This window comes from Streptomyces malaysiensis subsp. malaysiensis, from assembly GCF_040653035.1.
Classification (GTDB): Bacteria; Actinomycetota; Actinomycetes; order Streptomycetales; family Streptomycetaceae; genus Streptomyces; species Streptomyces malaysiensis.
In genome coordinates this window covers 145,704-169,002 of the sequence record NZ_JBEZNG010000009.1, presented here as the reverse complement: position 1 = coordinate 169,002, position 23,299 = coordinate 145,704, and the positions used below count along the sequence as shown (strand labels likewise).

Sequence of the window (23,299 nt, the reverse complement as noted above, 5' to 3'; positions counted from 1 at the left end):
TCTGTGACCGATACCTCCCGGTCGGCGGACAACCTGTCAAGATCACCAACCGTCCCTTCACTCGGAGCAGCCGGATACCACGCGCTGCCGAAGTGACAGGGTCACCGAATTGAACAGTCGATGGACACCGCGGGGCACGGGAACCACCCGCAGGCAGACGCTCACCGCGCTGGCGGCGCTCAGCGCCGCGGGAACCGCCGGGGCCGCCGGGATCGCCGGGATCGCCGGATGCAGCGCCGGCCGTCCGGGCACCGCCGCCTCCGTACCCACCGGGCCCGCGCAGGCGAGCGCGCCCGGGGCGGCCGAGCCCTTCACCTCGGCAGTGGGCGACAAGGACGCGCTGCTGCTCCAGGTCATGGCGCACCCCGACGACGATCTGTACTTCATGAACCCGGACGCCGAGCAGGTGCTGCGCTCCGGCGTGCCGGTGGTCTGCGTGTACGTCACGGCCGGTGAGGCCCGGGGAATCAACCACCAGGCCGGAACGCCGATCCCGCCCGCAGACAAGGCCGCCTACTCCGCCTCCCGCCACCAGGGGCTGCGGCAGGCGTACGCGCAGATGCTGGGGCTGAACCAGTTCGCGCCCTGGGAGCGGTCGGTGCTACGGCTGCCCGGCGGGGTCACGGCGGAGACCAACACCCTCGCGAACGGCGGCCGCGGGGTACGGCTGATCTTCCTCAACATCGCGATGCTGTCGGACGGCGGCGTACGGCTTCCCGCGCTGTGGAACGCCCCCGGCGCCGTGACGCACACCCTGCCGGCCGCCGGCTCCCCCGTGACGCACCCGAGTTCGTACGGCCATCAGACGCTGGTCGACGTGCTCGCCGAGATCATGGACCGCTATCGGCCCACGCTGATCCACACGCTGGATCCGGACCCCGACTTCCAGGTGCACGACGCCCTGCACCCCCGGGACAACGATCAGCCGGGCTGCTCGGACCACCGCGACCACACCCCGGTCGCGCTGTTCACCTGGAAGGCGATCGCCCAGTGGGTGGCCGCGTCCACCCAGCGGGACCAGCACGCCCCGCGCTTCACCACCACCGCGTTCCGCGGCTACTACAACCAGCGCTGGCCGCACAATCTGCCGCCCGCCCTGCTCGCCCAGAAGGCGCGGGCGATCAAGTCCTACGGCGGCGCGCCGGACTGGGACTGCGGAAACGCGGCCGGCTGCGGCGACTACAGCCAGGGCGGTGTGCGCCCGCTGCGGAACCGCAAGGGCTGGATCCGCTCCACCCACTACCGCTACCCCACCGCCCTGCCCACCCCCACCGTCGACGCCCAGGGCCGACTCGTGGCGTACGGCGTGCTCGGCACCCAGGCCGTGCGGTGGCGCGAGACGGCGCCCGGCAGCGGGCGGTTCGGGGCGCCGCTGGGGCTCGGCGGCGGACCGCTCGCCCCCGCGCTCGCCGCGGTGCGGGACAGCGCGGGGCGGCAGACGCTCTTCGCCCTGCGGTTCTCGGCGCTGGGCGGGCGGGGCGCGGCCGGACTCCGCGAGATCGTGGCGCTGGAACAGCGCCGCCTGGACGGCCCGTTCCGCCCCTGGACCGGGCTCGGCACCCCCGAGACCGACAGCGAGCACGGCCGCCGGGTCGGCTGCCCGGCGGCGGTGGCCACCCCGGACGGCCGGGTGCATCTGTTCGTACGGACCGCGGACAAGGGCCTCGCCACCCGCGTACGGGACGCGAGCGGCCGCTGGAGTCCCTGGCAGCGGCTCGGCGGCGGCGAGATCCAGGACGGGCTGACCGCGCTGCTGGACGCCGAGGGGCGCGTCCATGTCCTCGCCCCCGGCCGCGACACCGTCCACCACTGGGCCCAGGAGTGGGACGGCAGCCCGGTCACCCCGCGCCCGCCGTCCGGTCTGCCGCGCCCCGGCGGGGATCAGCTGGGCGCCGCCGTGGCGCCCGACGGCACGCTCACTCTGGTCTACCGCGCCCCCGCGGCCACCGTGCCCGCCGTGCACGGCGAAACCTCGCTCACCGTGCGGCACTTCGAGGGCTACGGCGCGATCGTCGCCCACACCGTGACCGAACCGTCCGGGCGGCGCGAGACGCGGACATTACTGCTGGTCGGCCGGGACCTGAGCGGCGAGGTCCAGGTCCAGTACGGCACCGGCCCAAACGCCAGACCGCTGCGCTCCCCCGGCCGTCTGATCCCGGTCGGCGCCCCGGCACTGCTGGCGGAGGGCGGCCGCCAGGGCGTCCGCGTGGTGGGCATGGCCCCGGACGCCATCCCCTGGATCTGGCATCCACGGCCCACCTCACGCGCATAGGAAAGAGCCCCACTCGCCAAAGGCGAGCGGGGCTCTTTGCTCCGGGGAGCGTCAGGTCACTTGACGATCTTGGTGACCTGGCCGGCGCCGACGGTCCGGCCACCCTCACGGATGGCGAACTTCAGGCCCTCCTCCATGGCGACCGGCTGGATCAGCTGGACGGACATCTCGGTGTTGTCGCCCGGCATGACCATCTCGGTGCCCTCGGGGAGGGTCACAACGCCCGTCACGTCCGTGGTACGGAAGTAGAACTGCGGACGGTAGTTGTTGAAGAACGGCGTGTGACGGCCACCCTCGTCCTTGGACAGGATGTACGCCTGAGCCTCGAACTCGGTGTGCGGGGTGACCGAACCCGGCTTGATGATGACCTGGCCGCGCTCGACATCCTCGCGCTTGATGCCACGGAGCAGCAGACCGACGTTCTCACCGGCCTGGCCCTCGTCGAGCAGCTTGCGGAACATCTCGATACCGGTGACGGTGGTCGAGGTCTTCTCCTGCTTGATGCCGATGATGTCGACGTTCTCGTTGACCTTCAGCACACCGCGCTCGATACGGCCGGTGACGACCGTACCGCGGCCGGTGATGGTGAAGACGTCCTCGATCGGCATCAGGAACGGCTTGTCGACGTCGCGCTCCGGCTGCGGGATCGACTCGTCGACGGCCTTCATCAGGTCGAGGACGGACTTGCCCCACTCGGCGTCGCCCTCGAGCGCCTTCAGCGCCGAGACCTTGACGACCGGGACGTCGTCGCCCGGGAACTCGTACTCGGAGAGCAGCTCACGGACCTCGAGCTCGACGAGCTCCAGGATCTCCTCGTCGTCCACCATGTCGGCCTTGTTCAGGGCGACAACGATGTACGGCACGCCGACCTGGCGAGCGAGAAGCACGTGCTCCTTGGTCTGCGGCATCGGGCCGTCGGTGGCGGCGACCACGAGGATGGCGCCGTCCATCTGCGCGGCACCGGTGATCATGTTCTTGATGTAGTCCGCGTGACCGGGGCAGTCGACGTGCGCGTAGTGACGCGACTCGGTCTGGTACTCGACGTGCGCGATGGAGATGGTAATACCGCGCTGGCGCTCCTCAGGAGCCTTGTCGATCTGGTCGAAGGCCGAGGCCTCGTTCAGGTCCGGGTACGCGTCGTGCAGCACCTTGGTGATCGCAGCGGTAAGCGTGGTCTTACCGTGGTCGATGTGACCGATGGTGCCGATGTTGACGTGCGGCTTAGTCCGCTCGAACTTCGCCTTCGCCACTGGGGTCCTCCTGTGGAGTGGTTCTGTACGCATCCACGCTTTGCGGATGGGTTCAGGTGGTCTTACCGAACCGGCCAGGACCCCGAGGGGGATGCCCTTCGCCGTATTCGTCTGGGGGGCCGGCTCCCGGGACCCGCCGTGAAACGCGGTGAACGCGCTCCACGACGGAATGCCCCGATGCCTTGTGCTTCCAGCCTAAAGGGTGAGGAATGCGGATGAACCCGCCTTACTCGCCCTTGGCCTTCGCGATGATCTCCTCGGCGACGTTCCGCGGAACCTCGGCGTAGGAGTCGAACTGCATGGAGTAGCTGGCGCGGCCGGACGTCTTGCTGCGCAGGTCGCCCACGTAGCCGAACATCTCCGACAGCGGAACCAGGCCGGTGACCAGCTTGGCGCCGCTCCGGTCCTCCATGGACTGGATCTGCCCGCGACGGGAGTTGATGTCGCCGATCACATCACCCATGTAGTCCTCGGGTGTGGTGACCTCGACCTTCATCATCGGCTCGAGCAGGGCCGGGCTGGCCTTGCGGGCGGCCTCCTTGAAGGCCATCGAACCGGCGATCTTGAACGCCATCTCGGACGAGTCGACCTCGTGGTAGCCACCGTCGAGCAGGGTGACCTTCACACCGGTCAGCGGGTAGCCCGCGAGCACGCCGAACTCCATGGCCTCCTGGCAGCCCGCGTCCACGGACGGGATGTACTCCCGCGGGATACGGCCACCGGTGACCTTGTTCTCGAACTCGTAGCCATCGCCCTCGAGCGGCTCCAGCGCGATCTGCACCTTGGCGAACTGGCCGGAACCACCAGTCTGCTTCTTGTGCGTGTAGTCGTACCGCTCGACCGGCTTGCGCAGCGTCTCGCGGTAGGCCACCTGCGGCTTGCCGACGTTGGCCTCGACCTTGAACTCGCGGCGCATACGGTCGACCAGCACGTCGAGGTGGAGCTCGCCCATGCCGGAGATGATCGTCTGGCCGGTCTCCTCATCGGTCTTGACGCGGAAGGACGGGTCCTCCTCGGCAAGCCGCTGGATCGCGACGGCCAGCTTCTCCTGGTCACCCTTGGACTTGGGCTCGATGGCCACCTCGATGACCGGGGCCGGGAAGTCCATCGACTCCAGGATCACCGGGTTCGACGCGTCGGAGAGGGTCTCACCGGTGGTGGTCTGCTTCAGACCCATGACGGCGACGATGTCGCCGGCACCCACCGAGTCGATCTCCTCACGCTTGTTCGCGTGCATCCGGTAGATCTTGCCGATGCGCTCCTTCTTGCCCTTCACGGAGTTCAGCACCTGGGTGCCGGCGTCCATGCGGCCGGAGTACACACGGATGAAGGTGAGCTTGCCCAGGTGCGGGTCGCTCGCGATCTTGAACGCCAGGGCCGACAGCGGCTCGTCCTCGGACGGCTTGCGCTTGACGATCTCGTCGGGGTCCTTGACCGAGTGGCCCTCGATCGCCTCGATGTCGAGCGGCGAGGGCAGGTACCGCACAACCGCGTCGAGCAGGGGCTGAACGCCCTTGTTCTTGAAGGCGGTGCCGCAGAACACGGGGGTGATGGTGATGCCGCCACCCTTGCCGGAGGCGATGGTGATACGGCGGATCGCCGCGTACAGCTGCTCCTCGGAGGGCTCCTCGCCCTCCAGGTACAGCTCCATCATCTCCTCGTCGTTCTCGGCGACGGCCTCGAGCAGCTTGCCGCGCCACTCGTCGGCGGCTTCCTTGTGGGTCTCCGGGATGTCGACGGTGTCGTACATCTCGCCCTTGGTCGCCTCGGCGGACCAGACCAGCGCCTGCATCCGGACGAGGTCGACCACGCCCTTGAAGTCGGCCTCGGTGCCGATCGGCAGCTGCATGACCAGCGGCTGGGCACCCAGCCGGTCCGTGATCATGTCGACGCAGCGGTGGAACTCGGCGCCCGTACGGTCGAGCTTGTTCACGAAGCAGATACGCGGAACGCCATAGCGGTCCGCCTGACGCCACACCGTCTCGGACTGCGGCTCCACACCGGCGACGCCATCGAACACGGTCACGGCACCGTCGAGCACGCGCAGTGAACGCTCCACCTCGACGGTGAAGTCGACGTGCCCCGGGGTGTCGATGATGTTGATGGTGTGATCGACGTTCTCAAGCGGCCAGTGACAAGTCGTCGCGGCCGACGTGATCGTGATGCCGCGCTCCTGCTCCTGCTCCATCCAGTCCATGGTGGCAGCGCCGTCGTGAACTTCACCGATCTTGTAGCTCACGCCGGTGTAGAACAGGATCCGCTCGGTGGTGGTCGTCTTGCCCGCGTCGATGTGGGCCATGATCCCAATGTTGCGGACCTTGGCCAGGTCAAGTGAAGTGGTGGCCATATGGCTCAGTCTTCTCTCGGTTCTCGATGGGGTAGCGACTACCAGCGGTAGTGCGCGAAGGCCTTGTTGGACTCGGCCATCTTGTGGGTGTCCTCACGCCGCTTGACGGAGGCGCCCAGACCATTGCTGGCGTCCAGCAGCTCGTTCATGAGCCGCTCGGTCATGGTCTTCTCACGACGCGCGCGCGAGTAGCCCACCAGCCAGCGCAGGGCGAGGGTGGAGGAGCGGCCGGGACGGACCTCGACCGGCACCTGGTAGGTGGCGCCACCGACACGACGGGAGCGGACCTCGAGGGTCGGCTTCACGTTCTCCAGCGCGCGCTTGAGGGTGATGACCGGGTCGTTGCCGGACTTCTCCCGCAGACCCTCCATGGCGCCGTAGACGATGCGCTCGGCGGTGGAGCGCTTGCCGTTCAGCAGCACCTTGTTGATGAGGGAGGTCACCAGGGGGGAGTTGTAGACCGGGTCGATGATGACCGGGCGCTTCGGGGCGGGGCCCTTACGAGGCATTCTTACTTCTCCTTCTTGGCGCCGTAGCGGCTGCGAGCCTGCTTGCGGTTCTTGACGCCCTGCGTGTCGAGGGAGCCGCGGATGATCTTGTAACGAACACCCGGCAGGTCCTTCACACGACCGCCACGCACGAGCACGATGGAGTGCTCCTGGAGGTTGTGCCCCTCACCCGGGACGTAGGCGGTGACCTCGATCCCACTGCTCAGCCGGACACGCGCGACCTTGCGGAGCGCCGAGTTCGGCTTCTTCGGCGTCGTGGTGAACACGCGGGTGCATGTACCACGGCGCTGCGGCGACCCCGCGAGGGCGGGGGTCTTGTTCTTCTCGACCTTGTCCTGGCGGCCCTTGCGGACCAGCTGCTGGATCGTAGGCACCGTTTCTCCGGTTTCTGTGTGCCAGTCTCGGTAAAGCTAACCTGGGGTTTCTCCGACCCACGCGGTCGGGTGTGTCGCGCATCGCAGCCCTCTGCGAAAGTCAGAGAGTGCAGATTGTTGGTGTCGACACCTCGGCCCCTCGCGTGCTGGGGCACCTCCCCGCCGTAGACCGGGGGCGCACACGCAAGGACCCGGGCACACCCCAGGCACAAGGTCTGAGCGTACCTACCTCACCGACTTCGGTCAAAACAAATGCAGAGGGCCCCGACACGCCGGATTTATCCGCCGCGCGATCGCCCTCGGATCGAGTGAACCAAGGCGGGTCACTCCCTGTATAGGGAGTGAATTCGGTACGTTGATCTATTCATGACACTTTGGGGGGAGCCGGATCATGACACACAGCGGGAGCACGGCCCGAACGGGAATTCCCGAGGACAGTGGGCTCGACGACCGCGTGCCCTTCTTAGCACGGCTGGAGCGCGAAGAGCGCTCCGCACTGCTCGCCCTGGGCAGGGTACTCGACTTCACGCCCCGGGCGTCGATCATCCACCAGAACGAACCCTCGTCCCACATCCTGCTGATCCTGCACGGCTGGACCAAGGTCACCGCCTCCGCCGCCAACGGCTACGAGGCGCTGCTCGCCCTGCGCGGCCCCGGCGACATCATCGGCGAGTCATCCGCCCTCACCGGCCGTCCGCGCTCGGCGACGGTCACCGCCCTGGAGCGCGTCGAGGCCGTGGCGGTCGAGCACGAGCGCTTCCGGCTCTTCCTCGAGCACTCCCCGGAAGCCTCGCTGACCTTGCTCACCCTGACCAGCGACCGGATGCGCGCCGCCGACCGCCGCCGCCTCGACTTCGCCTCGCTGACCGTGCGCGAACGCTTCGCGGTCCTGCTCCTCGACCTCGCCAGGTCGCATGGCCGACGTACCGACAAGGGCATCGAGCTGGCCGTACCGCTCAGCAAGCAGGAGCTCGCGGGGTCCATCGGGGCCTCCCGCGAAATGGTGCAGCGGCTCCTCAAGGAACTGCGGGAGCGCCAGGTCGTGATGACCGGGCGCAAGGCCCTGGTGATCCTCCGGCCGGACATCCTGCGGAAGGTCGCCCGCTCGGGCTGAGCCGCGCTCGGGCCGACTCGCTCGGGCCGCCCCGCCAGGGCTGACCCACTCCGGCTGACATGCTCCGGCTGGCCCGCTCGGGCCGACTCGCTCCGGCCGCCCCGTCCGGGCCGGTCCGCTCGGACCCTCTCGCGGACGCGTTGTGTGTACGCGGTCACAGTCCGACTGCGTCATCCGCCCTCACCCCCACCTCCCCGACCGCGCGACGCTGCCGTCGGACCAGGCGACCGAGTGGAGGCGATCATGACCCATCCCGTCAACCGAACGATCCTGCTCTTCGACATCGAGCGGTACAGCGACCGCGATGACGTGGAGCAGGCATATCTGCGGCGCATGCTCTACGACATCGCCGACCGCACCCTGGCGGCGGCCGGTGTCGAGGAGACCAAGCGGCTCCGGGCCGACCGCGGCGACTCCGTCATGGAGCTCATCGACGCGGACGCCTCGCCCATCGCGCTGCTGCGGTCCCTGCTCACCGAGGCCCCGGCCCAGCTGCGCACCGTCAACCGGATGGCGTCCAGCAGCGCCCAGATCCGGCTGAGGTCCGTGCTGGCCACCGGGTTCGTGGCCATCGACGGCCAGGGCGGCTGGGTCGGCTCCGACCTCAACCACGCCTGCCGGCTGCTGGACGCGAAGCTGCTGCGCGCCGCGCTGCGCGAGCGGACGGACGACTTCGCGCTCTGTGTCTCCGAATCCATCCACCAGGGCATCGTCCGGCACGGGCACCCCGGGATCGCCCCGGAGGAGTTCCACCCGGTCACCCTGGAGAGCAAGAACGGCCCGCTGGGCGCGTGGCTGCACGGGCCGCTGCCGAAGACGGCCCCGCCGGACGCCGCCCCGACCGCCGATCCGGCCCCGGGCCAGGACGCGGCGGCGCCCGCCGCTCGGGAACCGGCCGCCGCTCAGGCACCGGCCGCGGGCCCGGCGTCCCAGGGGCCCGGCGCCACCTTCCACTTCTCCGGAGGCACCCCCTCCTTCGGCGGCAGCCTCGTCGCGGGCGACCAGCACGGCGTATCCGGCGGCACGGTCCACGGCGATGTGCACCTCGGCGGCACGGACCAGGGCGGTACGCGATGAGCGCGGCAGAGGCCCCGGCACCGGAGCGCACCGGGGAACCGGCCGCGTCCGAACCCGTCGCGCCACCGGACCTCTCGGCGGTGGCGGCCGAGCCCGAGGAGCGGCCCCAGGAGGCCCGTGCCGCCCGCCGCGAACTGTACGACCACGCCCCGGAGTTCATGTTCAAGGCGTCGGCCTCCTTCGGCGGATCGCTGGTCGGCGGCAGCCAGCACGGGGTGTCCGGCGGCCGGGTCGACGGCGATGTGTTCATGGGCGGCAAGACCGAGAGCCACCACTACTACGGCTCGGCGGGGCCCGCGCACGCCTCCGGTGAGATCCCCGCCGAGGAGGTCGAGGGCCTCGCCGCGGTCTTCGAGGAGAGCGGCCCCTTCGCCACGGCCCTGGACCGCCTCCGCGCCGAGCGGATCGTCGTCCTGACCGGTGCCCACTCCACCGGCCGCCGCGCCGCCGCGCTGATGCTGCTGCACCGCCTGGGCATCACCACCGTTCGCGCGCTCGACGCCGAGACGCCGCCCGCCGCCCTCCGCGACCAGCTGGGCGACGCCCCCGGCCATGTGCTGTGCGACCTGGCCCTGAGCCGGGGCAAGCCGCTGAAGTACAACCATCTGCTGGCCGTCCAGGACAAGCTCCGCAAGCGGAACGGCCATATGGTGATCACCCTTGAATCCACCGCCGCCCTCACCGGCATCACCCCCGTCCGCTGGGAGCCGCCCTCCGCCGCGGCCGTGCTGCGCGCCCACCTCCGCCATCACGTGGGCGAAGAGTCCGCCGTCGAGCGGCTGCTGGGCCTCAGCCCGGTGCGCGACTTCCTCGCCCACGCCCATCAGCTGTGGGAGGTGCGCGGCTTCGCCGAGGAGGTCGCCGCGTACGACAGGGGGTCCGGCAGCCTGGAGGAGCTGGCCGCCTTCAGCCGCGCCAGTGTGGAGGAGCAGGTCCGGCAGTGGTTCGGCAACGAGCAGCTGTCCCTGCGCGACAAGTCCTTCCTGATATCGCTCGCGGTCTTCGACCAGGCCCCGTACCCGCTGGCCGCCGAACTCGCCGACCAGCTCTATGTGCTGCTCCAGGAGACCGAGGACCCCGCGCGGACGCCGGAGATCCCGGTCTTCGGCCCGGCCATCGCCGACCGGCTGCGACTCGCCCGCGCCTGCGGCTACGAGGAGTACGAGAGCACCGAATGGGGCCAGGTGCCCCAGTTCGTGGCCCGGTTCCAGGACGACCGCATCGCCCGCACCCTGCTGGAGGAGGTGTGGACCGGCCATCCGTCCGCGCGTCCGGCGCTGATCCGCTGGATCCAGGGGCTGGCCCGGGACGGCCGCCCCGTGGTGCGCACCCGGGCCGCCGCCACCGCCGCGATGCTCACCGCCGCCGACCTGCCGTCGGCCATGGCCCTGCTCATCGACGGCTGGGCCACCGCCCGTGGCTACGCGCCCCGGCTGATCGCGGCCAACACCCTGACCCTCAGCCATCTGCTGGGCGCGCCCGCGGTCCCCCGCATCCTCAGCCAGTGGTGTCTGGACGACCATCCGGCCCGTCGCTGGACGGCGGTGCGGGCCTATGCGCTGCTCGTACCGCTGCGGCCGGAGCAGACCGGACAGGCCCTGGAGGCGATCGCCGCCCGTATCCGCCTCGGCGGGAGCGACGAACGCGAACGGAACCATTTCATCCAGTCCACGGCGCTGCTGCTGTCCGCGGGCGACCGCAGGGCCACGCTCACCGAGCTGGGCGGCTTCCTGAAGGACGCCCCGCCGGTGCGCGCCCTCGTCCTCTCCGCCTTCCTGACCGCGTGCGAGGCCCAGGAGGACGGGCTGCTGGCGTGGTTCGCCGAGGACGAGGACCGGACCCCGTCCGGCATCGGCGCGCTCGCCGGACCGTGGCGCGCCGCGCTCGCCGACCCCGAGCACACCAAGGCCGCGCTCAACGCGCTGCGCTCATGGGTGTACGAGGCCGATCGGCACCCGTCCGCCGAGGAAGCCCTCACCGCGCTGCTCCCGGCCCTGGCCGTCACCGCGCAGGACGCCGCCCGCCTCAGCCATCTGCTGCGCACCCTGCCCGGCGAACACGGCGGGCCGCCGCCCGAGGCCGCGGCCCGGCTGCTGTCCGCCCTCCCGTCCCGTTGACCCGCCCTGATCCACCCGAGGAGTTGACCTCATGGCGGACTTCCGCCGTCAGCCCGAATGGCAGCAACAAGCCGACCGCCACACCCATCTGATCGACCCTGTGCTGGCCGTCCGTCCGATGGCCCGGTTCGAATACATGGCCCGCCGGCCGGTGGTCGCGATCGATCACGCGCTCGTCTTCGTGACGGCCAGGGGCGCGTACGACACCTATCTGCCACCGCAGCGGCCGAGCCGCTCCGACGCCGCGAGCCGCCGCTACACCGCCGTGTACGAGGTGGACATGGGCACTCACCCGGTCGCGCTCGACCTCGAACTCCCCAGTGACGACGACGCGTTCTCCTTCGGGGTCACCGCCGAGCTCACCTGGCGGGTCGCCGATCCCGCGCGCTTCGTGGCCAGCGGCGAACGCGATGTGCCGACCCGGCTGAACCGGGAGTTCCAGCACCTCGCCCGCCCGGTCAGCCGCGGCTTCGCCATCGAGAACAGCGCCTGGGCCGAACAGGCGGTACAGCGCGCCGTCGACAGCGGCGCCTTCGCGACGAACGTCGGCCTGGACACCACCTGCGTGGTGCGGCTCCGGCCGGACGAAGCGGCGATCGCCCACCGCAAGCAGCTGCGCGAGATCCGCTACGCGGGCGAGGTCCTGGACCCGCAGCATGAGCTGGAGCTGCGGCGGCAGCACCAGCAGCACCAACTGGAGGTCCTGCGGACCCAGCAGGAGCAGGAGCTGAACGCGGCGAAGATCAACTTCTACCAGTACCACCTCCAGCACGGCGGCGTCGCCGCCTGGGCGCTCCATCTGGCGCAGCATCCGGAGGACTCCCGGCTGGTGATGGAGAGCATGCGGTCGGACCAGCTCGCGCTGATCAAGAGCCAGCTGGGAGTGGCCACCGAACTCCTCAAGGGAGAAGGCGTCGAGGACTACCAGAAGGAGGAGCCGCGGCGGCTCGCGCTCCAGGTGGTCAACGACATCCTCAACCAGCGGCTCCCCGGGGTGGCCGAGCCCCCGGCGTACGGTCCGCCGCCGGGCGAAGAGGGCGCCGCGCTGCCGCCTCCGGTCCCGCCGGTGCCGCCGGTGCCGCCCACGCCTCCGGCCCCGGCTACGCCCCCGGAGAAGTCGCCGCCCCCGGCCCCGGCCGCGCCGCCGGAGGCGCCCCCGGCCCCGGCCGAACCGGCCGAATCGGCCGACGGGGCGGAGTACCCCCGATGACCTCCGGCGAAGGCGCTCCCGGGCCCACGGACGTCGAGGCCGCCGAGCGGCTGCTGGGCGATCTGCGGGCCGAGATCGCCCGCGCCGACGGCAAGGCGGCCGTGCTGGTCGCGGCGCTCGGCATGACGGCCGGGATCATCACCGGTCTGCTCGCCAACAGCGCCTGGGCACCCGGCGATCTCTCCGCCGTCGGCTCCCTCGCCTGGTGGACCGGGATACTCGCCCTGGCGCTGGCCCTGTTCGCCCTGCTCATGACCGTATTGCCGCGCTATGGCGGCACCGCCTGGGCGCCGGGGCGGCCGCTCGCCTACTTCAGCGACATCCAGCGCGCCGCCCGGCTCGGCCGTCTGGCGACCGCACTCGACGACACCGCCCGCGCCCCGGTCTCGGGGCTGCTGGCCGCACTGACCGAGACCAGCCGTATCGCCACGGTCAAGCACCAGTGGATCCGCACCGGACTGATCGCCTTCTGCTGCGGCGCCGTGCTGCTTCCCGGGGCGGTCCTGGCGGGCTGACGCTCACTTCTTCCTGAGGAAACGCGATGACCGAACCATCAGAGCCGCGGTACCCGCAGACACCGCAGTACCCGCACACCCCTCCGCCCGCCTACCCACAGGCGCCGCGGTACCCGGACCCGCCCCCGCCCGCCTACCCGCACACACCGACGCCGCCGCCCACTTACCCAGCGCCCCCGTACCCACAAGCACAACCACAGCCACAACCGGCGCACCCGCCCCAGCCGCCCCAGCCGCCGCCCGCACCCGCGCACCCTCATGAGATGCGGTTCACGCAGCGTCGCAGCCACATATCCGAGTACCAGCGCGGCGCCGACGCCACCGCGATCGGCGGCCTGCTGCTCCATATGCCGAACTTCCTCGGCAGCCTGCTGGTGGTCGGGCTGGTCTCGCTGTTCTTCGGCACCCCCGGTCTGCTGCTGGTGCTCGCCTGGCTGGCCGGCGGCGCGCTGGTCGTCCACCGCCCCACCGAGCGCGCCCTCGCCCGGTACGTCCTCAAGCTGCGTCCGCCCACCCATCAGGAGCTGGCCAGGCTCGCGCCGGTGTGGCGGGAGGTGCTCACCCGGGCGGGTATCGAGCAGCACACCTACGAGCTGTGGGTCGAGGACAGCGATGAGCTGAACGCCGTGGCGGCGGCCGGGCATATCGTCGGTGTCACCCGCTTCGCGCTGGAGCAGCTGCCCTCCGGGCAGCTCGCCGCCGTGCTGGCGCATGAGCTGGGCCACCATGTCGGCGGGCACAGCTGGTCGGGTCTGCTCGGCTACTGGTACGCGCTTCCCGGCCGTATCGCCTGGCGCGTCATGCAGCTCATGGCGTACGTCATCTTCCGGGTGTCCAGCGCCTTCTCCTGCCTCGGGGGCCTCGTCGTCCTGGCCTTCTTCGGATTCCTGGCCTTCATGACGGTCAGCGCGCTGTACGGGCTGCCGCTGCTGCTGCCCCTCATCCCGTATCTGATGGCCGCCGTGAGCCGGCGGGCGGAGCTGCTCGCCGACCGGCAGGCCGCGGCGCTGGACTTCGCGCCGATGCTGGCCGAGGTGCTGTGGCGGATGCATACGGCGCAGGAGCAGGCCAAGGCTGCCGCGGCGGCCGCGGGCCGGCCGCTGCCCAGGCAGAGCCCGCTCGCCCGGCTGCTCTCCTCCCACCCCGACCACCACACCCGGCTGCACCATCTGGGCCCCTACCTCCAGCCGCGCCCGTACCCCCAACCCCCCGGCTGAGCCGCCCGGAGAGGCCGGGGCCGGAAACGCCGCAGGGCGGCCACCCCACCGAGGGGGTGACCGCCCTGCGAGCGGATCGGGACTTACTGGTTGTACGGACCGTAGTCGTAGTCCTCCAGCGGAACCGCCTGGCCGGAGCCCGTGCCGAAGGGCGAGTAGTCGATGTCGTCGTAACCGACGGCCGAGTACATCGCGGCCTTCGCCTCCTCGGTCGGCTCGACCCGGATGTTGCGGTAGCGGGACAGGCCCGTACCGGCCGGGATGAGCTTACCGATGATCACGTTCTCCTTGAGGCCGATCAGGGAGTCCGACTTGGCGTTGATCGCCGCGTCGGTGAGCACCCGGGTCGTCTCCTGGAAGGACGCCGCCGACAGCCAGGACTCGGTCGCCAGCGATGCCTTGGTGATACCCATCAGCTGCGGACGGCCGGAGGCCGGGTGGCCGCCTTCCTGGACCACACGACGGTTCTCACCCTCGAAGCGCGAGCGCTCCACGAGCTCGCCCGGCAGCAGCTCGGCGTCGCCGGACTCGATGATCGTCACCCGGCGCAGCATCTGCCGGATGATGATCTCGATGTGCTTGTCGTGGATCGACACACCCTGCGAGTTGTAGACCTTCTGGACCTCGCCCACCAGGTGCACCTGGACGGCGCGCTGGCCGAGGATGCGCAGCACGTCGTGCGGGTTGACGGCACCCACGGTCAGCGGCTCGCCGACCTCGACGTGGTCGCCCTCGCCCACCAGCAGACGGGCTCGCTTGGAGACGCCGTAGGACGTCTCGTCGGAGCCGTCGTCCGGGGTGACGACGAGCTTCTTGGTCTTCTCGGTCTCCTCGATCCGGACGCGGCCGGCCGCCTCCGAGATCGGGGCGACACCCTTGGGCGTACGGGCCTCGAAGAGCTCGACGACACGCGGCAGACCCTGGGTGATGTCGTCACCGGCCACACCACCGGTGTGGAAGGTACGCATCGTCAGCTGGGTGCCGGGCTCACCGATGGACTGGGCGGCGATGATGCCGACCGCCTCGCCGATGTCCACCAGCTTGCCGGTCGCCAGCGAGCGGCCGTAGCACATGGCGCAGGTGCCGACGGCGGACTCGCAGGTGAGCACCGAACGGGTCTTGACCGTCTCCACGCCGTGGCGGACCAGCTCGTCGATGAGCACATCGCCCAGGTCGGTACCGGCCGGGGCCAGGACCTTCCCGTCCACGACGATGTCCTCGGCGAGGCAGCGCGCGTACACGCTGGTCTCGACGTCCTCCGTCTTGCGCAGCACACCGTCCGCGCCCCTGGACGCGATCGCGAGCTTCAGGCCGCGGTCGGTGCCGCAGTCCTCCTCGCGAATGATCACGTCCTGGGAGACGTCCACCAGACGACGGGTCAGGTAACCCGAGTCGGCGGTACGCAGGGCGGTGTCGGCGAGACCCTTACGGGCACCGTGGGTGGAGATGAAGTACTCCAGCACGGAGAGACCCTCACGGAACGACGCCTTGATGGGCCGCGGGATGGTCTCGTTCTTCGCGTTGGACACCAGACCACGCATACCGGCGATCTGACGCATCTGCATCATGTTTCCGCGCGCGCCCGAGTTGACCATCATGAAGATCGGGTTGGTCTTCGGGAAGTTCGCGTTCATCGCCTCGGCGACCTCGTTGGTCGCCTTGGTCCAGATCGCGATCAGCTCCTGGGTGCGCTCGTCCTTGGTGATCAGACCGCGCTCGTACTGCTTCTGGACCTTCTCGTCCTGCGCCTCGTAGCCCGTGATGATGGCCTTCTTGGCCTCGGGCACGACCACGTCGGAGATGGCGACGGTGACACCGGAGCGGGTGGCCCAGTGGAAACCGGCCGCCTTCAGGTTGTCCAGCGTCGCCGCGACGATGACCTTGGGGTAGCGCTCGGCGAGGTCGTTGACGATCTCGGAGAGCTGCTTCTTGCCCACCGAGTAGTCGACGAACGGGTAGTCCTCGGGCAGCAGCTCGTTGAAGAGCGCGCGGCCCAGCGTGGTGCGCAGCCGGAAGCTGTCACCGGGCTGCCAGACACCGCCGCCGACGCCGTCGTCCCCTTCCTCGGCCACCGGCGGGGTCCAGCCACGGGGCGGAACCGTGCCGATCGGGAAGCGGATGTCGATCTTCGCCTGGAGCGAGAGCTCCCGGGCGTCGAACGCCATGATCGCCTCGGCGGTGGAGCCGAAGGAACGGCCCTCGCCGACGACCTCGCGCTCCTCCTCGTCGGTGGTGAGGAAGAACAGGCCCAGCACCATGTCCTGGGTCGGCATGGTCACCGGACGGCCGTCGGCCGGCTTGAGGATGTTGTTCGAGGACAGCATCAGGATGCGGGCCTCGGCCTGCGCCTCCGCGGACAGCGGCAGGTGCACGGCCATCTGGTCACCGTCGAAGTCCGCGTTGAACGCGGTGCAGACGAGCGGGTGAATCTGAATGGCCTTGCCCTCGACCAGCTGCGGCTCGAACGCCTGGATACCGAGGCGGTGCAGGGTCGGCGCACGGTTCAGCAGCACCGGGTGCTCGGCGATGACCTCTTCGAGCACGTCGTACACGACCGTGCGGCCGCGCTCGACCATGCGCTTGGCCGACTTGATGTTCTGCGCGTGGTTCAGGTCCACCAGGCGCTTCATCACGAACGGCTTGAAGAGCTCCAGCGCCATGGCCTTGGGCAGACCGCACTGGTGCAGCTTGAGCTGCGGGCCGACGACGATGACCGAACGGGCCGAGTAGTCGACTCGCTTACCGAGCAGGTTCTGACGGAACCGGCCCTGCTTGCCCTTCAGCATGTCGCTGAGGGACTTCAGCGGACGGTTACCGGGACCGGTGACCGGGCGGCCGCGGCGGCCGTTGTCGAACAGCGCGTCGACGGCCTCCTGGAGCATCCGCTTCTCGTTGTTCACGATGATCTCGGGGGCACCGAGGTCGAGCAGACGCTTGAGGCGGTTGTTCCGGTTGATCACACGGCGGTACAGGTCGTTCAGGTCGGAGGTCGCGAAGCGGCCACCGTCCAGCTGCACCATCGGACGCAGGTCCGGCGGGATCACCGGGATGCAGTCCAGCACCATGCCGTTGGGGCTGTTGCGGGTCTGGAGGAAGGCGGAGACGACCTTGAGGCGCTTGAGCGCACGGGTCTTCTTCTGGCCCTTGCCGGTCCGGATGATCTCGCGGAGCTTCTCGGCCTCCTCGTCGAGGTCGAAGGACTCCAGGCGCTTCTGGAGCGCGGCCGCGCCCATGCCGCCCATGAAGTACGTGCCGAAGCGGTCACGCAGCTCGCGGTAGAGCAGCTCATCGCCCTCCAGGTCCTGGACCTTGAGGTTCTTGAAGCGGTTCCACACCTCGTCGAGACGGTCGATCTCGCGCTGGGCACGGTCGCGCAGCTGCTTCATCTCGCGCTCGGCGCCCTCGCGCACCTTACGGCGCACATCGGCCTTGGCGCCCTCGGCCTCGAGCTCGGCGAGGTCCGCCTCCAGCTTCTTGGCGCGAGCCTCCAGGTCGGCGTCGCGGCGCTGCTCGATCTGCTGGCGCTCGACGGAGACATGGGCCTCCAGCGAGGGCAGATCGCGCGTACGGCGCTCCTCGTCCACCCACGTGATCATGTAGGCGGCGAAGTAGATGACCTTCTCGAGGTCCTTCGGGGCGAGGTCGAGCAGGTAGCCCAGACGGCTGGGCACGCCCTTGAAGTACCAGATGTGGGTGACGGGAGCGGCCAGTTCGATGTGGCCCATCCGCTCACGGCGCACCTTGGCGCGGGTGACCTCGACACCGCAGCGCTCACAGATGATGCCCTTGAAACGGACGCGCTTGTACTTCCCGCAGTAGCACTCCCAGTCCCGGGTCGGACCGAAGATCTTCTCGCAGAAGAGTCCGTCCTTTTCGGGCTTGAGGGTGCGGTAGTTGATGGTTTCCGGCTTCTTGACCTCACCGTGGGACCACTGACGGATGTCATCAGCGGTGGCGAGGCCGATCCGCAGCTCGTCGAAGAAGTTGACGTCGAGCACTTGTCGTCAATCCCTCTTTCAGGGTCGTGTCTTCGGGTCTGACTGGGGGTCCGGGGAGAGGCCGGGGCGTCGCGTGGGGGGCGCCCCGACCAGACCCGTCAGACCTCTTCGACGCTGCTCGGCTCCCGCCGGGACAGGTCGATACCGAGCTCCTCCGCAGCGCGGAAGACGTCCTCGTCGGTGTCGCGCATCTCGATGGACATGCCGTCGGACGACAGCACCTCCACGTTGAGGCACAGGGACTGCATCTCCTTGATGAGCACCTTGAAGGACTCGGGGATGCCGGGCTCGGGAATGTTCTCGCCCTTGACGATGGCCTCGTAGACCTTCACTCGGCCGGTCACGTCGTCGGACTTGATGGTCAGCAGCTCCTGGAGGGCGTACGCGGCGCCATATGCCTCCAGCGCCCACACCTCCATCTCGCCGAAGCGCTGGCCACCGAACTGAGCCTTACCACCCAGCGGCTGCTGGGTGATCATCGAGTACGGACCGGTGGACCGGGCGTGCAGCTTGTCGTCCACCAGGTGGTGCAGCTTGAGGATGTACATGTAGCCGATCGAGATCGGGTCCGGGAACGGCTCGCCGGAGCGACCGTCGAACAGCCGGGCCTTGCCCGAGGGCAGCACCATGCGCTCACCGTCCCGGTTCGGCACGGTGTGCTCGAACAGGCCGGCCAGCTCGTCCTCGCGGGCGCCGTCGAAGACCGGGGTCGCGACGTTGGTACCGGGCTGGACCTCGTCCGCGCCGATCGTCCGCAGCCGGTTCATCCAGTCCTCGTCGCCCTCGACCTTCCAGCCCTGGGAGGCCAGCCAGCCGAGGTGGATCTCCAGCACCTGCCCCGGGTTCATCCGGGACGGGACACCCAGCGGGTTGAGGATGATGTCGACCGGCGTGCCGTCCTCCAGGAACGGCATGTCCTCGACGGGGAGGATCTTGGAGATGACGCCCTTGTTGCCGTGGCGGCCGGCCAGCTTGTCACCGTCGGTGATCTTGCGCTTCTGCGCCACGTAGACGCGGACCAGCTGGTTCACGCCGGGCGGCAGCTCGTCGCCCTCCTCGCGGTCGAAGACGCGCACGCCGATGACCTTGCCGATCTCGCCGTGCGGCACCTTCAGCGAGGTGTCACGGACCTCACGGGCCTTCTCACCGAAGATCGCGCGCAGCAGGCGCTCCTCCGGGGTCAGCTCGGTCTCGCCCTTCGGGGTGACCTTGCCGACCAGGATGTCTCCGGCCACGACCTCGGCGCCGATGCGGATGATGCCGCGCTCGTCGAGGTCGGCCAGGACCTCCTCGGAGACGTTCGGGATGTCCCGGGTGATCTCCTCGGGGCCCAGCTTGGTGTCCCGGGCGTCGACCTCGTGCTCCTCGATGTGGATCGAGGAGAGGACGTCGTCCTGCACCAGACGCTGGCTGAGGATGATCGCGTCCTCGTAGTTGTGGCCCTCCCACGGCATGAACGCCACCAGGAGGTTCTTGCCGAGCGCCATCTCGCCGTCCTCGGTGGACGGCCCGTCGGCGAGCACCTGGCCGGCGATCACCCGGGCGCCCTCGTCCACGACGACCTTCTGGTTGAAGGAGGTGCCCTGGTTGGAGCGGGAGAACTTGGCCACCCGGTAGGTGGTGTAGGTGCCGTCGTCGTTGGCCACCGTCACGTAGTCGGCGGAGACCTCCTGGACGACACCGTCCTTCTCGGCCTTGATGACATCGCCGGCGTCGACCGCGCAGCGGTACTCCATACCGGTGCCGACCAGCGGGGACTCCGCCTTGATCAGCGGCACGGCCTGGCGCATCATGTTCGAGCCCATGAGGGCGCGGTTGGCGTCGTCGTGCTCCAGGAACGGGATCATCGCGGTCGCGACCGACACCATCTGGCGCGGCGAGACGTCCATGTAGTCCACGTCGTCGCCGGGGATGTAGTCGACCTCACCGCCACGGCGGCGGACCAGGACGCGGTTCTCGGCGAAGTGCAGGTCGTTCGTCAGCGGGGCGTTGGCCTGGGCGATGACGAAGCGGTCCTCCTCGTCGGCCGTGAGGTAGTGGACCTCGTCGGTGACGACACCGTCGACGACCTTGCGGTACGGGGTCTCGATGAAACCGAACGCGTTGACCCGGCCGTACGAGGCGAGCGAGCCGATCAGACCGATGTTCGGGCCTTCGGGCGTCTCGATCGGACACATGCGGCCGTAGTGCGACGGGTGCACGTCACGGACCTCGAAGCCCGCCCGCTCACGGGAGAGACCACCGGGGCCGAGCGCGTTCAGCCGGCGCTTGTGGGTCAGACCGGACAGCGGGTTCGTCTGGTCCATGAACTGCGACAGCTGGCTGGTGCCGAAGAACTCCTTGATGGAGGCGACGACCGGCCGGATGTTGATCAGGGTCTGCGGCGTGATCGCCTCGACGTCCTGAGTGGTCATGCGCTCGCGCACGACGCGCTCCATACGGGCCAGACCCGTGCGGACCTGGTTCTGGATGAGCTCGCCGACGTTACGGATACGGCGGTTGCCGAAGTGGTCGATGTCGTCGGTCTCGACGACCACGGACTGGCCGTTGTCCCCGACGGTCTCGGTCTCACCGGCGTGCAGCTTCACCAGGTACTTGATCGAGGCGATGACGTCCTCGACCGTCAGGACGCCCGCGTCCAGCGGAGCGGCCGAACCCAGCTTCTTGTTGACCTTGTAGCGGCCGACCTTGGCGAGGTCGTAGCGCTTGGGGTTGAAGTAGAGGTTCTCCAGCAGCGTCTGCGCGGCCTCACGCGTGGGGGGCTCGCCCGGACGCAGCTTGCGGTAGATGTCGAGCAGCGCGTCGTCCTGGCCCTGGGTGTGGTCCTTCTCCAGGGTGGCGCGCATGGACTCGTACTCGCCGAACTCCTCCAGGATCTGCTCGGTGGTCCAGCCGAGCGCCTTCAGGAGGACGGTGACGGACTGCTTGCGCTTGCGGTCGATGCGCACACCGACCATGTCGCGCTTGTCGATCTCCATCTCCAGCCAGGCACCCCGGGAGGGGATGACCTTGACCGAGAAGATGTCCTTGTCGGAGGTCTTGTCGATGGAGGAGTCGAAGTAGACACCCGGCGAGCGGACCAGCTGCGAGACGACGACACGCTCGGTGCCGTTGATGCAGAAGGTGCCCTTGTCGGTCATGAGCGGGAAGTCGCCCATGAAGACCGTCTGAGACTTGATCTCACCGGTCTCGTTGTTGGTGAACTCGGCCGTGACGAAGAGCGGAGCGGCGTACGTGAAGTCGCGCTCCTTGCACTCGTCGATCGAGTTCTTCGGCGGCTCGAAACGGTGATCACGGAAGGTCAGGGACATCGACCCGGAGAAGTCCTCGATCGGGGAGATCTCCTCGAAGATCTCCTCCAGACCGGACTTGGTGGGGACGTCCTGACCGCTGTCCAGCGCAGCCTCGACGCGAGCCTTCCACGCGGCATTGCCGAGCAGCCAATCGAAGCTCTCGGTCTGAAGCGCGAGGAGGTTCGGAACCTCGAGAGGCTCGTTGATCTTCGCAAAGGAGATGCGCAGCGGGGCGGTGCTGGCGCCATTGTTCGTATTGGCAGTCGAGGCGTTGCGCGAGGCGGCCAAGAGGGGGTCCTTCCGAGGGCTCGGACTCACTACGCGCGTACCGGTCCCACCGAGAGCCCATGGATGAAATCCCTGGTCAGGGCGTTTCCATCGGTAGTGCTCGAAGGTAGGTATGCCCCTGGTGACGGGCAGGGAGCAGCTAACAGGCAGCGCAAAGGGTCAGTGTAGCCACTTGGCACACTGATGTCCAGCGCCGAGTTTCTGAGACCGGCAGTGCCAATCTCTCCCTCCGGTGAGGGGGCGCGCCCCTCGTTGTCTTCATCCGCCCTGTCGGCAGCCTGCGCGCTCGATGCGCATATCGATACTGCCCGCTTCGCCGACGATCCATGCCTCGGAATTTCGGATCGATGTGACGTCGCGTCCTGAGAATTGCGCGCTGCGTGCCGTTCGTCAAGGCCCCCCACTCCGGCGAGATCGTCACAGGGCGTGGCGACGGGCAACGAAGATCACCCTACCTCCACAAGCCCATAAGGCAATGTAGCCGTCACGGGAACGCCGAAGGGCGACCACCCGAACGGGTGATCGCCCCTGGCGTGAATCGGATCACGCCGCCGGACGTCCTGTCGGCGTGTGGCGGCGGGCCGAGAGGTCAGCGACCTCGACGGGTCACTTGACCTCGACGGAGGCGCCGGCGCCCTTGAGGGACTCGGCGGCCTTCTCGGCGGCGTCCTTGGCGACCTTCTCGAGAACGGGCTTCGGGGCGCCGTCGACGAGGTCCTTGGCCTCCTTCAGACCCAGGGAGGTCAGCTCACGCACGACCTTGATGACCTGGATCTTCTTGTCGCCGGCGCCGGTGAGGATGACGTCGAACTCGTCCTTCTCCTCCTCGGCCGGGGCAGCGGCACCGGGGGCACCCGGGGCGGCGGCGACCACGGCGGCCGGGGCCGCGGCGGTGACGTCGAACTTCTCCTCGAACGCCTTCACGAACTCGGAGAGCTCGATGAGGGTCATCTCTTCGAACTGCGCGAGCAGGTCGTCCTGGCTGAGCTTCGCCATGGTGGCGGTCCTTCCACTAATTCGGCAGGTGGTGCCGGATGTACATGTCGGCGGGCTTCCGGGCCCGCTGCGACCGGGGCCTGATTACTCGGCGGCCTCGGCCTCGGCGGGAGCCGGGGTGTCGGCACCGCCCTGCTCGGCCTGCTTCTGCCGGAGCGCCTCGGCGGTCCGGACGAACTTCGACAGCGGGGCCTGGAAGAGCGCGGCAGCCTGGGACTGCTTGCCCTTCATCGCACCCGCCAGCTTGGCGAGCAGCACCTCACGGGACTCGAGGTCCGCGAGCTTCTTGATCTCGTCGGCGGACAGCGCCTTACCATCAAGGACACCGCCCTTGATGACGAGAGCGGGGTTGTCCTTGGCGAAGTCACGGAGACCCTTCGCCGCCTCGACCGGGTCACCGGTCACGAAGGCGACGGCCGACGAACCCGAGAACAGGTCGTCGAGCTGGTTGATCCCGGCCTCGTTGGCCGCGATCTTGGTCAGCGTGTTCTTCACCACACGGTACTGAGCGTTCTCACCGAGCGAACGGCGCAGCTCCTTCAGCTGCGCGACGGTGAGACCGGTGTACGCGGTCACAACGGCCGCGTTGGAGGTGCGGAACTTCTCCCGCATCTCGTCGACGGCTGCGACCTTGTCAGGACTCGCCATGAGCCTCGGCCTCCTTCCGGGTGATGAGGACCGCTTCGGTCTGAAGGAAGGAGACTGAGACAACGCGAAAACGC

General features: G+C 69.1%; 15 protein-coding genes. 7 read left to right on the top strand and 8 right to left on the bottom strand.

The window, feature by feature from the left end:
* The first annotated feature begins 109 nt into the window (after nucleotides 1-109).
* Entirely contained in the window at nucleotides 110-2,272 is a 2,163-nt protein-coding gene (locus AB0E24_RS20395) for a PIG-L family deacetylase (RefSeq protein WP_359378708.1), read from the top strand.
* A gap of 56 nt (nucleotides 2,273-2,328) precedes the next feature.
* Here AB0E24_RS20395 and tuf read toward each other — a convergent pair whose 3' ends face one another.
* The 4 genes from tuf to rpsL form a co-directional block, all read right to left on the bottom strand.
* A complete protein-coding gene (gene tuf / locus AB0E24_RS20390) occupies nucleotides 2,329-3,522 on the bottom strand; it encodes an elongation factor Tu (protein WP_069865218.1) in 1,194 nt (397 codons plus the stop codon).
* A 226-nt stretch (nucleotides 3,523-3,748) separates the two neighbouring features.
* The gene (fusA, locus tag AB0E24_RS20385) at nucleotides 3,749-5,869 is read right to left on the bottom strand and encodes an elongation factor G (RefSeq protein ID WP_206333051.1); all 2,121 of its coding nucleotides are present in this window, start codon (nucleotides 5,867-5,869) and stop codon (nucleotides 3,749-3,751) included.
* Between the two features lie 38 nt (nucleotides 5,870-5,907).
* Entirely contained in the window at nucleotides 5,908-6,378 is a 471-nt protein-coding gene (rpsG, locus tag AB0E24_RS20380) for a 30S ribosomal protein S7 (RefSeq protein WP_014178748.1), read from the bottom strand.
* 2 nt (nucleotides 6,379-6,380) lie between these two features.
* Nucleotides 6,381-6,752: a 30S ribosomal protein S12 gene (gene rpsL / locus AB0E24_RS20375; RefSeq protein WP_014054153.1), complete on the bottom strand. Its 372-nt coding sequence runs from the start codon at nucleotides 6,750-6,752 to the stop codon at nucleotides 6,381-6,383.
* A 391-nt stretch (nucleotides 6,753-7,143) separates the two neighbouring features.
* Here rpsL and AB0E24_RS20370 point away from each other — a divergent pair, with 391 nt between their 5' ends.
* From AB0E24_RS20370 to AB0E24_RS20345, 6 genes are all read left to right on the top strand, one after another.
* Nucleotides 7,144-7,866: a Crp/Fnr family transcriptional regulator gene (locus AB0E24_RS20370; protein ID WP_079258573.1), complete on the top strand. Its 723-nt coding sequence runs from the start codon at nucleotides 7,144-7,146 to the stop codon at nucleotides 7,864-7,866.
* A 243-nt stretch (nucleotides 7,867-8,109) separates the two neighbouring features.
* Nucleotides 8,110-8,943: a hypothetical protein gene (locus AB0E24_RS20365; RefSeq protein WP_167502735.1), complete on the top strand. Its 834-nt coding sequence runs from the start codon at nucleotides 8,110-8,112 to the stop codon at nucleotides 8,941-8,943.
* Entirely contained in the window at nucleotides 8,940-11,060 is a 2,121-nt protein-coding gene (locus AB0E24_RS20360) for a hypothetical protein (RefSeq protein ID WP_359378701.1), read from the top strand. The genes AB0E24_RS20365 and AB0E24_RS20360 overlap by 4 nt, the downstream gene beginning before the upstream one ends.
* A 31-nt stretch (nucleotides 11,061-11,091) precedes the next feature.
* On the top strand, nucleotides 11,092-12,270 hold the full coding sequence (locus AB0E24_RS20355; RefSeq protein WP_359378698.1) for a PE-PGRS family protein: 1,179 nt from the start codon (nucleotides 11,092-11,094) through the stop codon (nucleotides 12,268-12,270).
* Nucleotides 12,267-12,785, top strand: a complete 519-nt coding sequence (locus tag AB0E24_RS20350) for a Pycsar system effector family protein (protein WP_359378695.1) — start codon at nucleotides 12,267-12,269, stop codon at nucleotides 12,783-12,785. The genes AB0E24_RS20355 and AB0E24_RS20350 overlap by 4 nt, the downstream gene beginning before the upstream one ends.
* Before the next feature lie 263 nt (nucleotides 12,786-13,048).
* Nucleotides 13,049-14,002 (top strand): M48 family metalloprotease, encoded by a 954-nt coding sequence (locus AB0E24_RS20345; RefSeq protein ID WP_359378692.1) that lies wholly within the window; start codon nucleotides 13,049-13,051, stop codon nucleotides 14,000-14,002.
* A gap of 83 nt (nucleotides 14,003-14,085) precedes the next feature.
* Here AB0E24_RS20345 and AB0E24_RS20340 read toward each other — a convergent pair whose 3' ends face one another.
* The 4 genes from AB0E24_RS20340 to rplJ form a co-directional block, all read right to left on the bottom strand.
* Nucleotides 14,086-18,000 (bottom strand): DNA-directed RNA polymerase subunit beta', encoded by a 3,915-nt coding sequence (locus AB0E24_RS20340; protein ID WP_069865234.1) that lies wholly within the window; start codon nucleotides 17,998-18,000, stop codon nucleotides 14,086-14,088.
* Nucleotides 18,001-18,098: 98 nt separating this feature from the next.
* Entirely contained in the window at nucleotides 18,099-21,581 is a 3,483-nt protein-coding gene (rpoB, locus tag AB0E24_RS20335; protein WP_069865236.1) for a DNA-directed RNA polymerase subunit beta, read from the bottom strand.
* Nucleotides 21,582-22,187: 606 nt separating this feature from the next.
* Nucleotides 22,188-22,577 carry a 50S ribosomal protein L7/L12 gene (gene rplL, locus AB0E24_RS20330; RefSeq protein ID WP_069865238.1) on the bottom strand — a complete coding sequence of 130 codons (390 nt, stop codon included), beginning with the start codon at nucleotides 22,575-22,577 and terminating at the stop codon, nucleotides 22,188-22,190.
* An 84-nt stretch (nucleotides 22,578-22,661) separates the two neighbouring features.
* Nucleotides 22,662-23,225: a 50S ribosomal protein L10 gene (gene rplJ / locus AB0E24_RS20325; RefSeq protein WP_069865240.1), complete on the bottom strand. Its 564-nt coding sequence runs from the start codon at nucleotides 23,223-23,225 to the stop codon at nucleotides 22,662-22,664.
* Nucleotides 23,226-23,299 lie beyond the last annotated feature (74 nt).

Coding starts and splice junctions, on each gene's coding strand:
- AB0E24_RS20360 (WP_359378701.1), top strand. CDS start 8,940: ATGAGCGCGGCAGAGGCCCCGGCACCGGAGCGCACCGGGGAACCGGCC.
- AB0E24_RS20345 (WP_359378692.1), top strand. CDS start 13,049: ATGCGGTTCACGCAGCGTCGCAGCCACATATCCGAGTACCAGCGCGGC.
- rplJ (WP_069865240.1), bottom strand. CDS start 23,225: ATGGCGAGTCCTGACAAGGTCGCAGCCGTCGACGAGATGCGGGAGAAG.
- AB0E24_RS20370 (WP_079258573.1), top strand. CDS start 7,144: ATGACACACAGCGGGAGCACGGCCCGAACGGGAATTCCCGAGGACAGT.
- AB0E24_RS20350 (WP_359378695.1), top strand. CDS start 12,267: ATGACCTCCGGCGAAGGCGCTCCCGGGCCCACGGACGTCGAGGCCGCC.
- rplL (WP_069865238.1), bottom strand. CDS start 22,577: ATGGCGAAGCTCAGCCAGGACGACCTGCTCGCGCAGTTCGAAGAGATG.
- fusA (WP_206333051.1), bottom strand. CDS start 5,869: ATGGCCACCACTTCACTTGACCTGGCCAAGGTCCGCAACATTGGGATC.
- AB0E24_RS20365 (WP_167502735.1), top strand. CDS start 8,110: ATGACCCATCCCGTCAACCGAACGATCCTGCTCTTCGACATCGAGCGG.
- AB0E24_RS20355 (WP_359378698.1), top strand. CDS start 11,092: ATGGCGGACTTCCGCCGTCAGCCCGAATGGCAGCAACAAGCCGACCGC.
- rpsG (WP_014178748.1), bottom strand. CDS start 6,378: ATGCCTCGTAAGGGCCCCGCCCCGAAGCGCCCGGTCATCATCGACCCG.